Origin of the sequence: Hydrogenophaga sp. RWCD_12, assembly GCF_046604225.1 — a bacterium.
Taxonomy (GTDB): domain Bacteria; phylum Pseudomonadota; class Gammaproteobacteria; order Burkholderiales; family Burkholderiaceae_C; genus Hydrogenophaga.
Genome location: NZ_JBKIXC010000001.1, coordinates 90,353 through 102,981, shown reverse-complemented (window position 1 = coordinate 102,981; position 12,629 = coordinate 90,353). Strand labels below are relative to the sequence as shown.

Below are 12,629 nucleotides of genomic sequence, written 5' to 3'. Positions count from 1 at the left end.
TCAGTGGCCACCAGTGCCCAGATACGCCTCGATCACCTTGGGATCGCTCTGCACCTCGGCCGGCGTGCCGGACGAGAGCTGCTTGCCGTAGTCGAGCACGGTCACACGGTCGCACAGGCCCATCACCAGCTTCACGTCGTGTTCGATCAGCAAGATGGTGCGGTTGTCCTTGCGGATGCGGTCGATCAGTTCGCGCAGCTGCACCTTTTCGGTCGCGTTCATGCCGGCCGCGGGTTCGTCCAGCGCGATCAGTTGCGGGTCGGTGGCCAGAGCGCGGGCAATTTCCAGACGGCGCTGGTCACCGTAGCTCAGCGTGCGCGACTTGTAGTCGACGAACTTGGCAATGCCCACGTACTCCAGCAGTTCCATCGCGCGGCTGCGGATCTCGGCCTCTTCCTTCTTGAAGCCCGGCGTGCGCAGCACGGCGCCGATCAGGCCCGAATGCGTGCGCACGTGGCGGCCAACCATCACGTTTTCCACCGCGGTCATTTCGGGAAACAGGCGGATGTTCTGGAACGTGCGGGCGATGCCGGCCTTGGCCACTTCGTGCACCGCGGTCGGCGTGTAGGGCTTGCCAGCCAGCTCGAAGCTGCCACTGTCGGGCGTGTAAAGGCCGGTCAGCACGTTGAAGAACGTGGTCTTGCCGGCGCCGTTGGGGCCGATCAGACCGTAGACCTGGCCGCGCTCGATGGTGATGCCCACGTCGCTCAGGGCCTGCAGGCCGCCGAAGCGCTTGGACACATTGGCCACTTTCAGAATGGTTTCGCTCATGGTGGTGTCCTTCGGTTACTTCGTCAGAGCCTTGCCGTGTTCCGGAGAGGGCCACAGACCCTTCGGACGCAGCAGCATCACCACCACCATGGCCAGCGCGATCAGCAGCTGGCGCAACACCTCTGGGCCCAACCGGCCGCCGGTCACATAGGACAGGTCGGGCATGTGACGCAGCAGTTCGGGCAGACCGGCGAGCATCAGCGCGCCCAGGATCACGCCGGGGATGTGGCCGATACCGCCCAGCACCACCATGGCCACCACCATCACCGACTCCATCAGCGAGAACGATTCGGGCGAGACGAAACGCTGGAACGACGCGAACAGCACGCCGGACATGCCGCCAAAGGTGGCTCCCATGCCGAAGGCCAGCAGCTTGAGGTTGCGGGTGTTCAGGCCCATGGCCTTGGCGGCGATCTCGTCTTCGCGGATGGCCATCCAGGCGCGGCCGATGCGAGAGTCCTGCAGGCGGTAAGACACGAGTACCGACAGCAGCACGAAGAACAGGAACAGGTAGTAGTACATCGTCACGGGCTGGAAGGTGTAGCTCCAGTCGCCCAGCGAGAAGGTCTGCCGCTGCCCCATGTTGAGGCCGAACACGGTGAGCGCGTCGATCTGCGCGATGCCCTTGGGACCGTTGGTGATGTTCACCGGGCGGTCCAGGTTGAGCATGAAGATCCGGATGATTTCACCGAAGCCCAGCGTGATGATCGCCAGGTAGTCGCCGCGCAGCTTGAGTGTCGGCGCGCCGAGGATCATGCCGACCAGACCCGCAATGGCCGCGGCCGCGAGCATCACCAGCCAGACATTGACGTGCACCCCATTGGGGAACATTTCCTTGATGGCCGGGAAGGTATCGGCCAGGTGCGGCGAAGCCAGCAGGCCGTAGATGTAGGCGCCCACCGCGTAGAACGCGATGTAGCCCAGATCCAGCAGGCCGGCGTAGCCGACCACGATGTTCAGGCCCAGTGCCAGCAGCACATACAGCAGCGCCAGGTCCACGATGCGGGCCCAGGAGTTGGAACCCGTGGCCTGCAGCAGCAGGGGTAGGACCAGCAGAGCGATGCCGGCCAGTGCAAAGGCAATGATCTTGCCGTTCTTGGTGTTCGTCATGGTGCGTCTCCCGGTCAGGCGCGGTCGGCCACACGTTCACCCAGCAGGCCCGAAGGACGCAGCGTGAGCACCAGTGCCAGCACGATGAAGGCGAAGATGTCGACATACTGGCTGCCCAGCACGCCGCCGGTCAGCTCGCCCAGATAACCGGCGCCCAGCGACTCGATCAGGCCCAGCGCAATGCCGCCGACCACTGCACCGGCGAGGTTGCCGATCCCACCCATGACGGCTGCCACGAAGGCCTTGAGGCCGGGCATGAAGCCCATGGCGTGCTGCACGGTGCCGTAGTTGGAGGCCCACATCACGCCAGCGATCGCGGCCAGCATGGCGCCGATGATGAAGGTGGCAGAGATGACCACGTCGGGCTTGATGCCCATCAGCGCGGCCACGCGAGGGTTCTCGGCGGTGGCACGCATCGCGCGGCCCAGATTGGTCTTGTTGACCAGCCACATCAGGAAGGCGAGGGTGATCGCGGTCGCGGCCAGGATGACGATCTGCGTCACCGAGATCACGGCGCCGGCGAACTCGATCGGTTCGCGCGACAACATCGCCGGGTAGGCCTTGGGATTGGGCTGCCAGATGATCATGGCAAAGGTCTGCAACAGCAGCGACATGCCGATCGCGGTGATCAGCGGTGCCAGGCGCGGCGAATTGCGCAGCGGCCGGTAAGCCAGTTTTTCGATGCTGTAGTTCAGCGCACCGCAAACGACCATCGCAATCAGCGTGGCCAGCAGCAGCACCAGCCAGCCCGGCAGGTCGGGCGAGGCACTGCTCATCCAGCCGATGATGGTCCAGCTGGTCAGTGCGCCGACCATGAGCACGTCACCGTGCGCGAAGTTGATCAGGCCGATGATGCCGTACACCATCGTGTATCCCAGCGCCACCAGCGCATACATACTGCCCAGGACCAGACCATTGATGATCTGCTGCAGCAAGACGTCCATGAAGTTTTCTCCGTGTTTTTGACAGGCCGGGACACATCGACCGGGAAATCCGATCCCGCGCCGTTGTGCAGCGCGGGGCCCCGTGTTCAGACCCGCTTCAACTTAGCAAAAAACCCGCCAGGTCGGACCTTGTCACAGGGCAGACGGCGGGTTGGAGGCGGATTGTAGCCAAGGGTGACGAGGCCCCGGATACGTGGGAGCCCTGATCTGGCGCGGGTTTTCCCTTGTTTCGGACGGTTGGAACGCGCTGCATCAGCGCATCAGGCAATTCATTAGTTTTTTTGATCATTGAGCTTTTTGAGCTCGCGTAGCTTATCGCCGATGCGGATTTCCAGGCCGCGGTCCACCGGCCGGTAGAACTGCGTACCGGTCATGCCCTCGGGCAGGTAGTTTTCGCCCGCGGCGAAGCCGCCTGCCTCATCGTGGGCATAGCGGTAGCCTTTGCCGTAGTCCAGATCCTTCATCAGCTTGGTCGGTGCATTGCGAAGGTGCATCGGCACCGGCCGGCTGCCATCCTTCTTCACAAAGGCCTTGGCCTCATTGAAGGCCTTGTAGACCGCATTGGACTTGGGCGCTACCGCCAGATAGACCACGCACTCGGCCAGCGCCAGTTCTCCTTCAGGCGAACCCAGACGCTCGTACACCTCGGCCGCGTCCAGCGCCAACCGCAGCGCGCGCGGGTCGGCCAGACCGATGTCTTCGGCCGCCATGCGGATGAACCGGCGCGCCATGTAGCGCGGATCGGCACCACCATCGAGCATGCGCACAAACCAGTACAGCGCCGCATCCGGGTCGGAGCCACGCACGCTTTTGTGCAGAGCGCTGATGGTGTCGTAGAACTGCTCGCCACCTTTGTCATAGCGGCGCATGCGTTCGCCCAGCACACGCAACAGCCATGTGTCAGTGACCTCGGTCAGCTTTTCGCGACCGGCCGCCACCGCCAGCGTCTCCAGGGTGTTGAGCAGGCGGCGGGCGTCGCCATCGGCGTAGGCGATCAGGCGATCGGCAGCGGCCTTCTCCGCGGCCGGTACCGCTCCGATGTCCTGTGCGCGCACCAGCAACTGCCGAAGGTCTTCTTCGCCCAGCGGCTGCAGCACGTACACCGCTGCTCGCGACAGCAAGGCGGAATTGACTTCGAACGACGGGTTCTCGGTGGTCGCGCCGATGAAGGTGAACAGACCGCTCTCCACATGGGGCAGGAAGGCATCCTGCTGACTCTTGTTGAAGCGGTGCACCTCGTCGACGAACACGATGGTGCGCTGCGACGTCAGTCCATCGCGCGCCGCCTCGGCCCGTTCGACCGCCTCACGGATGTCCTTGACCCCGCCCAGCACGGCGCTGATGGTGATGAACTGCGCGTCAAACGCGTCGGCCATCAGACGAGCGATCGTGGTCTTTCCCACGCCCGGCGGGCCCCAGAGGATGCAGCTATGCGGTTGCCCCGACTCGAACGCCAGCCGCAGCGCCATGCCCTCTCCCAGCAGGTGCTGCTGGCCGATCACCTCACCCAGCGTGCGCGGGCGAAGGCGTTCGGCTAGAGGCTGGTGGGCAGCGGTGGCCACGGAGGTCAGGGACGGATGACGTCGGCGCCAGCCGGCGGCTGGAACTTGAACCGCTCGGGCTTGATGGCCGCGTTGCCCTGCCACTGGGCAAAACTGAGCACCGAGCGCTGACCCAGGCTGTCCAGAATCTCCAGCACGGAAAGCTGCCCTTGCTTGAAGCCAACCCGAACGTTCAGCAACTGTCCGTCCTTGGCCTTCGGGCGCGCATCGACCCATTCCATGCCGTCCTTCGCGGGCGCGGCCTTCAGTTCAAAAGACTCCGACAGCGCCTTGAGGTCGGTGCCCGAAGCGATCAAGGCTGCGGGCGTGCTGCCCAGCACGTCCTGCTGCTTGCGCGCGGTGACCTGGTTGAGATCGGCGTCGTACAGCCAGAGCGTCTGGCCGTCGGCCACGATGGTCTGCTCGAAGGGCTTGGTGTATTCGAAGCGGAAGCGCCCCGGGCGCTGGAATTCAAACCGGCCGCTGGAAGTCTTGCTGCGCCCCACCGCCTCGCCCTCTCGCTTGGGCGACGTCACCACTTGGGTGAAGCCGGCCTGGGCACTCCTGACGTCGCGCAAAAAGGCTTCGAGGTCTTGCAGACCATCGGCTTGGGCCGACAGCAGTGTCAAGGCCAGAGCGGCGGGAATCAGGTTCTTGAGGTTCATGAAGGCTAGGAGCCTCGGGCTCCCGAAAAGGTTTCCCGGCGGATCAGTCGCCGCGCGGCGCGACCAGGATGTCGCGCTGGCCGCTGCTCGTCAACGCGCTGACAAGACCGGCGTTTTCCATGTCTTCGAGCAGACGCGCGGCGCGGTTGTAGCCGATCTTGAGCTTGCGCTGCACATACGAAATGCTGGCCTTGCGGTCCTGCAGCACGATGGCCACGGCCTGGTCATACAGCGGATCTTTTTCGCCGCCATCGCCACCACCTTCGCCGAAGATGTCGCCGCCTTCACCGTCACCCAGGCTGCTTTCCAGCACACCGTCGATGTAGTTGGGCTCGCCGAACTGGTCCTTCAGGTAGGTGGCCACCCGGTGCACTTCGTCGTCGCTGACAAAAGCACCGTGCACCCGGATCGGGAAACCCGTGCCGGAAGGCATGTAGAGCATGTCGCCCATGCCCAGCAGGCTCTCGGCGCCCATCTGGTCAAGGATGGTGCGGCTGTCGATCTTGCTGCTGACCTGGAAGGAAATGCGGGTCGGGATGTTGGCCTTGATCAGGCCCGTGATCACGTCCACGCTGGGTCGCTGTGTCGCCAATATGAGGTGGATGCCGGCCGCACGCGCCTTCTGCGCCAGACGCGCAATCAGCTCCTCGATCTTCTTGCCCACCACCATCATCAGGTCGGCCAGCTCGTCGATCACCACCACGATGTGGGGCAGACGCTCCAGTGGCTCCGGCTGCTCGGGGGTCAGGCTGAACGGATTGCCAATAATTTCACCGCGCGCCCGGGCCTCGTCCAGCTTGGCATTGAAGCCGGCCAGGTTGCGAACGCCCATCTTGCTCATGAGCTTGTAGCGCTTCTCCATCTCGGCCACGCACCAGTTCAGGCCGTTGGCTGCCTGCTTCATGTCGGTCACCACCGGACACAACAGGTGCGGAATGCCCTCGTAGACGCTCAGCTCCAGCATCTTGGGATCGATCAGCAGCAATCGAACGTCCTTGGCGTCGGCCTTGTACAGCAGCGACAGGATCATGGCGTTGATGCCGACCGACTTGCCCGAGCCGGTAGTACCCGCCACCAGACAGTGGGGCATCTTGGCCAGATCGGCCACCACCGGCAGGCCGGCGATGTCCTTGCCAAGGCCCATGGTCAGCATGCTCTTGGCATCGTGGTAGACCTGCGAACCCAGGATCTCGCTGAGCTTGATGGTCTGGCGCTTGGCATTGGGCAGCTCCAGTGCCATCAGGTTCTTGCCCGGAATGGTCTCGATCACGCGGATCGACACCAGCGACAGCGAACGCGCCAGATCACGCCCCAGGTTGACGATCTGCGAGCCCTTGACGCCCGTCGCCGGTTCGATTTCGTAGCGCGTGATGACCGGCCCCGGTGCGGCGGCGACCACGCGCACGTCGACACCGAAATCCTTGAGCTTCTTCTCGATCAGGCGACTGGTCATCTCCAGCGTCTGCGCATCCACACCCTGCTGGTGCACAGGCGCGGCATCCAGCAGATCGACCTGCGGCAGCTTGCTGTCGGGCATCTCGGTGAACAGCGGTTTCTGGCGCTCTTTGGCCACGCGCTCGCTCTTGGGCACATCGACCAGCGTCGGCTCGATCACGACCGGCATCGGGTGGTGCTCCTCGATCTCCACCCGCTCGACCTTGACCACTTCTTCGCGCTCCCGCGCGGCCTGCTCACCGATGCGCTGGTCCTCCACCGCTTCCCGCTTTTCGCGGCGCGACTCGAACCAGCCGTCAAACAGGCTGCCCAGGCGCTCGGCCCACTGACCCCAGGAGAAATGGAACACCCTGGGCAGACTGATCACAATCAATGCCAGCGCCAGCAGCGTCGAACCCGTGAAACCGAGCCAGCGCACACCCCACAGTCCCAGCAGGTGACCGATCACGCCGCCGCCATGCCCCGGCAGCAAAGGCTCAAAACGGTACAGACGGCTCCACTCGAGAATCACGCTGCCCACCATCAGCAGCACCAGCGACAGCACGGCGGCCAGGCGCCGCACCGCCGGGCGCTGCCACAGAGGCAACTCCACTTCGTCGGCAGGCGCTGCCACCGGAGACAGCGCATTGCCGCGCAACCGGTCCGCCAGCGCCGACAGCCAGACGCGCAGTCCTGCGAACACCAGCCACCAGACCGAAAAGCCAAACAGGTAATAGCTCGCGTCCGACAGCCAGGCGCCGAACTGTCCGCCCCAGTTGCCTACCAGATCGCGGTTGCCGGTCGTGCTCCAGGCGGGATCGGCCAGTGAGTGGCTCAGCAGCGCAACCAGCCAGAAGCCCAGCGCCAAGGCTCCAGCAACCAGTGCCACTTCATGAGCGAAACGCGACAGGCCGCTCGGTGGCGCATTGGCCCGGTCGGCATTGAGCGTGTTGAGTGAATACGTCATAGACCTCGCAGATGTCCTGCGGCGAGCTTACCCCAACGGATGGCGGCTACGGCACCGCTCCGCATTGGTAAAACCTTGTGTCAGAACTGCACGGATGTTCCGTGCTGCCACACGCTCAGCCCAGCGAGGTCAGGCGTTCCTTGATGATGGTCGTGCCATCGGCATCGACCTCGATGAACCCGCGGTCTTCAAGGTCCTTCATGACGCGGCTGACCATCTCGCGCGAGGCGCCGATCATCTTGGCCACGTCCTGGCGCGACACCCGGTCGCGGATGACCAGGCGGCCATCCTTGTCGGGCGCAGCGAACTCCAGCAATGCTCGGGCGACACGCCCGTACACGTCCATCAGCGCCAGCGATTCGATCTTGCGGTCCGCGTGGCGCAGACGCAGCACGAGTCCCTTCATGACGGCATAGGCCATCGAGGTGTTTTCCGGCAGGCAGCGGGCGAATTCCACCCGCCCCAGGATCAGCACATCGGTCTGCACCTCGGCACGCACCGTGGCCGAGTGCGGCTGGTTGTCGATCAGGCTCATCTCACCCACGTAATCGCCCGGGTTCATCGTTGCCAGGATCACCTCGCGCCCACGGCTGTCGGTGGTGATGACACGCGCACGCCCAGTGAGCACGATGGCCAGGAAATTGGATTTCTTGCCCTGTTCGACGATCACCTCGCCGCGCTTGTAGCGGCGCTTGACCACCGCCTCGGCGACCGACTCGGCCTGCGCCTGTGTCAGCGTGGAGAACAGGGGAACCCGACGAATCAGTTCCAGGTTGGAAAGAATGGCCATGCCAAATACCTTTGCAGTGAATGCGCACAAGGCGCGTTACTTACAATGCCGATCAATCCATTGCGTCGCGGCACGACGGGACCATGTTCCCGATTGCATACCCATCGACTCTAAACCACTTGCTCCCCGCGTTCGTCGGGGATATCCAGATGAAGCACGCCAAAGTTCTCATTCTAGGTTCCGGCCCCGCCGGATACACCGCAGCCGTCTACGCTGCACGCGCCAATCTGAACCCAATGCTGATCACCGGCATCGCCCAGGGCGGTCAGCTCATGACCACCACCGAGGTCGACAACTGGCCTGCCGACGTGCACGGCGTCCAGGGCCCCGACCTGATGCAGCGCTTCCTGCAGCACGCCGAGCGCTTCAACACCGAGATCGTGTTCGACCACATCAATGCGGTCGACCTGAGCAAGCGCCCCTTCGTGCTCAAGGGCGACAGCGGCGAATACAGCTGCGACACCCTCATCATCGCCACCGGCGCATCGGCCCGCTACCTGGGACTGCCCTCAGAAGAGGCGTTCATGGGCAAGGGCGTGAGCGCCTGCGCGACCTGCGACGGCTTCTTCTACCGGGGCCAGGAAGTGGCCGTGGTCGGTGGGGGCAACACCGCGGTGGAGGAAGCACTCTATCTGTCGAACATCGCGAACAAAGTCACGCTGGTGCATCGCCGTGACAACTTCCGCGCCGAAGCCATCATGATCGACAAGCTGATGGACAAGGTCAAGGAAGGCAAGATCGAGCTCAAGCTGCACAGCGTGCTCGACGAGGTGCTGGGCGACACCAGCGGCGTGACCGGCGCACGGCTGAAGAATGTGCAGACCGGCGGCACCGAAGACGTCGCGGTCAAGGGCTGCTTCATCGCCATCGGCCACAGCCCCAACACCGAAATCTTCCAAGGCCAGCTGACAATGAAAGACGGCTACATCGTCACCCAATCGGGCAACAACGGCCTGGCCACCATGACCAGCGTGCCCGGTGTGTTCGCAGCCGGCGACGTGCAGGACCACATCTACCGCCAGGCCATCACCAGCGCCGGTACCGGCTGCATGGCGGCACTGGACGCACAGCGCTTCCTGGAACAACACCCGGCTTGAGGCTATAATGGCAGGCTTTTCTGCGTATTCCTGAGCCCTTTGAGGGCTGGTTGCGCAGCGAATCCCGGGTTACCGCCACCCTTTCCTGGCGAGGTGAGGCTCGACCGCCAGTTGGCTGTTTCTGCTAGTCAGACCAGCCGACCCGCTGCGGCAGCTGTTTAAAAGTATCGGAGTGTCCACATGGCACGCGTCTGCGACGTCACGGGCAAGAAGCCCATGGTCGGGAACAACGTTTCCCACGCCAACAACAAAACCAAGCGCCGGTTCCTGCCGAACCTGCAATACCGCCGTTTCTGGGTCGAGAGCGAAAACCGCTGGGTTCGCCTGCGCGTTTCGGGCGCTGCCCTGCGCCTGATCGACAAGAACGGTATTGACGCTGTGCTCGCCGACCTGCGCGCACGTGGCCAGGCTTAAGGAGTAACCGACCATGGCAACCAAAGGCGCACGCGAGAAGATCAAGCTGGAATCCACCGCTGGGACCGGCCACTTCTACACCACCACCAAGAACAAGAAGACCACGCCCGAGAAGATGCTGATCAAGAAATTTGATCCGAAGGCTCGCAAGCACGTGGACTACAAGGAAATCAAGCTGAAGTAATTCAGCCATTTCTCCAACAAAAAAGCCGCTGTGGAAACAGCGGCTTTTTTGTTGCCCGCGCCACTTTCGCGGCACGGGATAGATGCCTCGATCAGGCTCGCGCGGAACGCAGCTGGATCGAGAAATCGCGCAGGGCAGCAATGCCGCTTTCTTCGGCGCGGCGGCACCAGGCCTGCAGATCGGCTGCCAGCTGTTCGCGGGTCACGTTCGTGCCCGTCCACAGCGAACGCAGTTCTTCGCGCATGGTGACCATCTTGTCCAGCACCGGGTGCTTGGCACGGGCCAGCGCCAGCTGAGGCTTGACCTCGGCGGGCACCTTGTCGTCGTCGCGGTGCAGCCAGCGACGGGCGGCGTCCAGCGCGGCGGCATCGCCGCTGCGGGTCTTGAGGGCCTCCACTTCGCGCTGGCAGGCCGCACGCAATTCGCGGGCGAAACCGGCCATCACTTCGTAGCGGTTGGCAATGATCGCTTCCAGTGTCTTTTCGTCAGCCACCGGCTTGACTTCGCCAAACGCCATCTTGGGCGGGACCTTCTTCACCGACGCCAGACCGAGGGCCTTCAGGATGCTGATGTACATCCAGCCGATGTCGAACTCGTAGGGCTTGACCGAGAGCTTGGCCGAAGTGGGGTAGGTATGGTGGTTGTTGTGCAGCTCTTCGCCACCAATGATGATGCCCCAGGGCGAAATGTTGGTGCTGGCATCGGCCGCTTCGAAGTTGCGGTAACCCCACCAGTGGCCAATGCCGTTGATGATGCCGGCGGCCGTGATCGGGATCCAGGCCATCTGCAGGGCCCACACCGCCAGACCACCCAGACCGAACAGCGTCACATCAAGAATCAGCATCAGGCTGACGCCCAGCGCCGAATAGCGCGAATAGACCTTGCGTTCGATCCAGTCGTCGGGCGTGCCGTGACCATAACGTTCCATGGTCTCGGCATTCTTCGACTCGGCGCGGTACAGCTCGGCGCCCGTCCAGAACACCGTCTTGATGCCGAACACATGCGGGCTGTGAGGGTCGCCCTCACGCTCGCATTTGGCGTGGTGCTTGCGGTGGATCGCGGCCCACTCCTTGGTCACCTGGCCGGTGGTCATCCAGAGCCAGAAGCGGAAAAAGTGCGAGGCGATCGGGTGCAGGTCCATCGAGCGGTGAGCCTGATGGCGATGCAGGTAGATGGTCACGCTCGCGATGGTGATGTGGGTCAGCACCAGCGCCACCAGCAGCATCTGCCAGCCAGAAGCATGGGTCAGGCCATTGGCGAAAAAGTCGACCAGCCTGTCCCACAGAAGGGACAGGATCCCGGAGTCGGAAGAAGACATTGATTTCCTAAATGCGCGCCCTTGCGCGAAACCTTGGGATTTTACCGGCGGGGTCCGATTTCCCCAAGTTGCGCACCACGATGTGAAATCAAGTCGCAGAAACCAGTCAGTCCTTGCGTTGCCAGGCGGCGGCAAAAAAGCTGTCGGTCCCATGGCGATGCGGCCACAGGCGCATGAAGCGGCCATCCGCCGAACAGAGTCCGGCGACATCGGGTACCTGCCCGGCCGACAGCAGATCGGCCACCGGCACCGGTTCAAAACCGGGGTGCGCTTGACCGAAAGCCTGCGCCACAGCCTCGTTTTCCTGCGGCAGCGGACTGCAGGTCGCGTAAACCAGCCGACCGCCAGGCTTGAGCAACCGCGCGGCGCTGGTGAGGATGCGCAGCTGCAACTCGGCCAGTTCGGCGACCGTCTTGGGCGTCTGGCGCCACTTCAGATCCGGGCTGCGGCGCAGCGTCCCCAGACCGGAACACGGCGCATCGACCAGCACCCGGTCCATCTTGCCCGCCAGGCGCTTGATGCGCTCGTCACGTTCGTGCGCGATCGCCACCGGATGCACATTGGACAGTCCGCTGCGAGCCAGCCGCGGCTTGATCGCGTCCAGCCGGTGGCCGGAGGTGTCAAAGGCATACAGGCGCCCCGTGTTCTTCATCGCGGCACCCAGGGCCAGCGTCTTGCCGCCGGCGCCGGCGCAGAAGTCGGTCACCATCTCGCCGCGCTTGGGGCCGAGCAGCAGGGCCAGCAGCTGCGATCCTTCGTCCTGCACCTCCACCTCACCACTGGCAAACACCGGCAGCTTGGCCAGGTTGGGCTTGCCGGACAGGCGGATGCCCAATGGCGAATGGGCCGTGGGCTCGGCCGAAAGACCAGCCTGACGGATCGCGGCCAGCGCCACCTCGCGCTTCTGCTTGAGGGTGTTCACCCGCAGGTCCAGCGACGCCGGGCTCAGCAAACTGGTGGCAAGGGCATCGAACTCGTCGCCCACCTGCTCGCGCAGCGCTTGCGCCAGCCAGTCGGGGAGGTTGTGGCGGTGCTGCGCCATCAGTTCCGAATCGGGCACCTTCACACAGGCGTCCCACCAGGTCTTTTCCGCGTCGCTGAGCGCACTCTTGAGGAAGTCACGCTCACCCGGAAACGCCAGGATCGCCAGCCTGCGCCACTTGGAGCCGCTGCCCGAACGGGCCAGCCACTCAAACTTAAGCCGCTCGCGCAGCACGGCAAACACGGTGTCCGACAGCGTGGCGCGCTCACGCGGACCAAGCGACTTGTTCTCACGGAAATGGCGCGCGGCCACGGCGTCGGCCGGGTGGTCGAACTTGAAGACTTTCTCGATCAGGCTGGCGCTTTCGTCCAGGAGGGCTTTGGGGTGCATGGGCGGTATTGTCCCACCGGGG

The 12,629-nt window shown here is 63.8% G+C and carries 12 protein-coding genes; 3 read left to right on the top strand and 9 right to left on the bottom strand.

Features of this window, described 5'->3' with window-relative positions; genetic code table 11:
- The 7 genes from ACLIJ1_RS00485 to ACLIJ1_RS00455 form a co-directional block, all read right to left on the bottom strand.
- The gene (locus tag ACLIJ1_RS00485; protein WP_411363517.1) at nt 1-771 is read right to left on the bottom strand and encodes an ABC transporter ATP-binding protein; all 771 of its coding nucleotides are present in this window, start codon (nt 769-771) and stop codon (nt 1-3) included.
- A gap of 15 nt (nt 772-786) precedes the next feature.
- Nucleotides 787-1,881, bottom strand: coding sequence for a branched-chain amino acid ABC transporter permease (locus tag ACLIJ1_RS00480; RefSeq protein ID WP_411363516.1), 1,095 nt, complete (start codon nt 1,879-1,881; stop codon nt 787-789).
- Between the two features lie 14 nt (nt 1,882-1,895).
- Nucleotides 1,896-2,825 (bottom strand): branched-chain amino acid ABC transporter permease, encoded by a 930-nt coding sequence (locus ACLIJ1_RS00475; RefSeq protein WP_411363515.1) that lies wholly within the window; start codon nt 2,823-2,825, stop codon nt 1,896-1,898.
- A 272-nt stretch (nt 2,826-3,097) separates the two neighbouring features.
- Complete coding sequence (locus ACLIJ1_RS00470) at nt 3,098-4,387, bottom strand: replication-associated recombination protein A (protein ID WP_411363514.1); 1,290 nt, start codon at nt 4,385-4,387, stop codon at nt 3,098-3,100.
- Between the two features lie 5 nt (nt 4,388-4,392).
- Nucleotides 4,393-5,031 carry an outer membrane lipoprotein chaperone LolA gene (gene lolA, locus ACLIJ1_RS00465; RefSeq protein WP_411363513.1) on the bottom strand — a complete coding sequence of 213 codons (639 nt, stop codon included), beginning with the start codon at nt 5,029-5,031 and terminating at the stop codon, nt 4,393-4,395.
- Between the two features lie 43 nt (nt 5,032-5,074).
- Entirely contained in the window at nt 5,075-7,432 is a 2,358-nt protein-coding gene (locus ACLIJ1_RS00460) for a DNA translocase FtsK (protein WP_411363512.1), read from the bottom strand.
- A gap of 115 nt (nt 7,433-7,547) precedes the next feature.
- A complete protein-coding gene (locus ACLIJ1_RS00455; protein ID WP_411363511.1) occupies nt 7,548-8,222 on the bottom strand; it encodes a Crp/Fnr family transcriptional regulator in 675 nt (224 codons plus the stop codon).
- A gap of 149 nt (nt 8,223-8,371) precedes the next feature.
- Here ACLIJ1_RS00455 and trxB point away from each other — a divergent pair, with 149 nt between their 5' ends.
- The 3 genes from trxB to rpmG all read left to right on the top strand — a co-directional run bounded on the left by trxB (nt 8,372) and on the right by rpmG (nt 9,917).
- Nucleotides 8,372-9,319 carry a thioredoxin-disulfide reductase gene (gene trxB / locus ACLIJ1_RS00450; RefSeq protein ID WP_411363510.1) on the top strand — a complete coding sequence of 316 codons (948 nt, stop codon included), beginning with the start codon at nt 8,372-8,374 and terminating at the stop codon, nt 9,317-9,319.
- Nucleotides 9,320-9,499: 180 nt separating this feature from the next.
- Complete coding sequence (gene rpmB, locus ACLIJ1_RS00445) at nt 9,500-9,733, top strand: 50S ribosomal protein L28 (protein WP_056269541.1); 234 nt, start codon at nt 9,500-9,502, stop codon at nt 9,731-9,733.
- Between the two features lie 13 nt (nt 9,734-9,746).
- Nucleotides 9,747-9,917 carry a 50S ribosomal protein L33 gene (gene rpmG / locus ACLIJ1_RS00440; RefSeq protein WP_056269543.1) on the top strand — a complete coding sequence of 57 codons (171 nt, stop codon included), beginning with the start codon at nt 9,747-9,749 and terminating at the stop codon, nt 9,915-9,917.
- A gap of 91 nt (nt 9,918-10,008) precedes the next feature.
- On the opposite strand, the gene ACLIJ1_RS00435 is transcribed toward rpmG, so the two are convergent.
- Both ACLIJ1_RS00435 and ACLIJ1_RS00430 read right to left on the bottom strand, forming a co-directional pair.
- The gene (locus ACLIJ1_RS00435; RefSeq protein WP_411363509.1) at nt 10,009-11,235 is read right to left on the bottom strand and encodes an acyl-CoA desaturase; all 1,227 of its coding nucleotides are present in this window, start codon (nt 11,233-11,235) and stop codon (nt 10,009-10,011) included.
- Nucleotides 11,236-11,341: 106 nt separating this feature from the next.
- Nucleotides 11,342-12,607 carry an RsmB/NOP family class I SAM-dependent RNA methyltransferase gene (locus ACLIJ1_RS00430; RefSeq protein WP_411363508.1) on the bottom strand — a complete coding sequence of 422 codons (1,266 nt, stop codon included), beginning with the start codon at nt 12,605-12,607 and terminating at the stop codon, nt 11,342-11,344.
- Nucleotides 12,608-12,629 lie beyond the last annotated feature (22 nt).

Excerpts from the sequence above, each read along its gene's own strand:
- ACLIJ1_RS00485 (WP_411363517.1), bottom strand. The coding sequence starts at position 771 with ATGAGCGAAACCATTCTGAAAGTGGCCAATGTGTCCAAGCGCTTCGGC.
- ACLIJ1_RS00480 (WP_411363516.1), bottom strand. The coding sequence starts at position 1,881 with ATGACGAACACCAAGAACGGCAAGATCATTGCCTTTGCACTGGCCGGC.
- ACLIJ1_RS00475 (WP_411363515.1), bottom strand. The coding sequence starts at position 2,825 with ATGGACGTCTTGCTGCAGCAGATCATCAATGGTCTGGTCCTGGGCAGT.
- lolA (WP_411363513.1), bottom strand. The coding sequence starts at position 5,031 with ATGAACCTCAAGAACCTGATTCCCGCCGCTCTGGCCTTGACACTGCTG.
- ACLIJ1_RS00460 (WP_411363512.1), bottom strand. The coding sequence starts at position 7,432 with ATGACGTATTCACTCAACACGCTCAATGCCGACCGGGCCAATGCGCCA.
- ACLIJ1_RS00455 (WP_411363511.1), bottom strand. The coding sequence starts at position 8,222 with ATGGCCATTCTTTCCAACCTGGAACTGATTCGTCGGGTTCCCCTGTTC.
- trxB (WP_411363510.1), top strand. The coding sequence starts at position 8,372 with ATGAAGCACGCCAAAGTTCTCATTCTAGGTTCCGGCCCCGCCGGATAC.
- rpmB (WP_056269541.1), top strand. The coding sequence starts at position 9,500 with ATGGCACGCGTCTGCGACGTCACGGGCAAGAAGCCCATGGTCGGGAAC.
- rpmG (WP_056269543.1), top strand. The coding sequence starts at position 9,747 with ATGGCAACCAAAGGCGCACGCGAGAAGATCAAGCTGGAATCCACCGCT.
- ACLIJ1_RS00435 (WP_411363509.1), bottom strand. The coding sequence starts at position 11,235 with ATGTCTTCTTCCGACTCCGGGATCCTGTCCCTTCTGTGGGACAGGCTG.
- ACLIJ1_RS00430 (WP_411363508.1), bottom strand. The coding sequence starts at position 12,607 with ATGCACCCCAAAGCCCTCCTGGACGAAAGCGCCAGCCTGATCGAGAAA.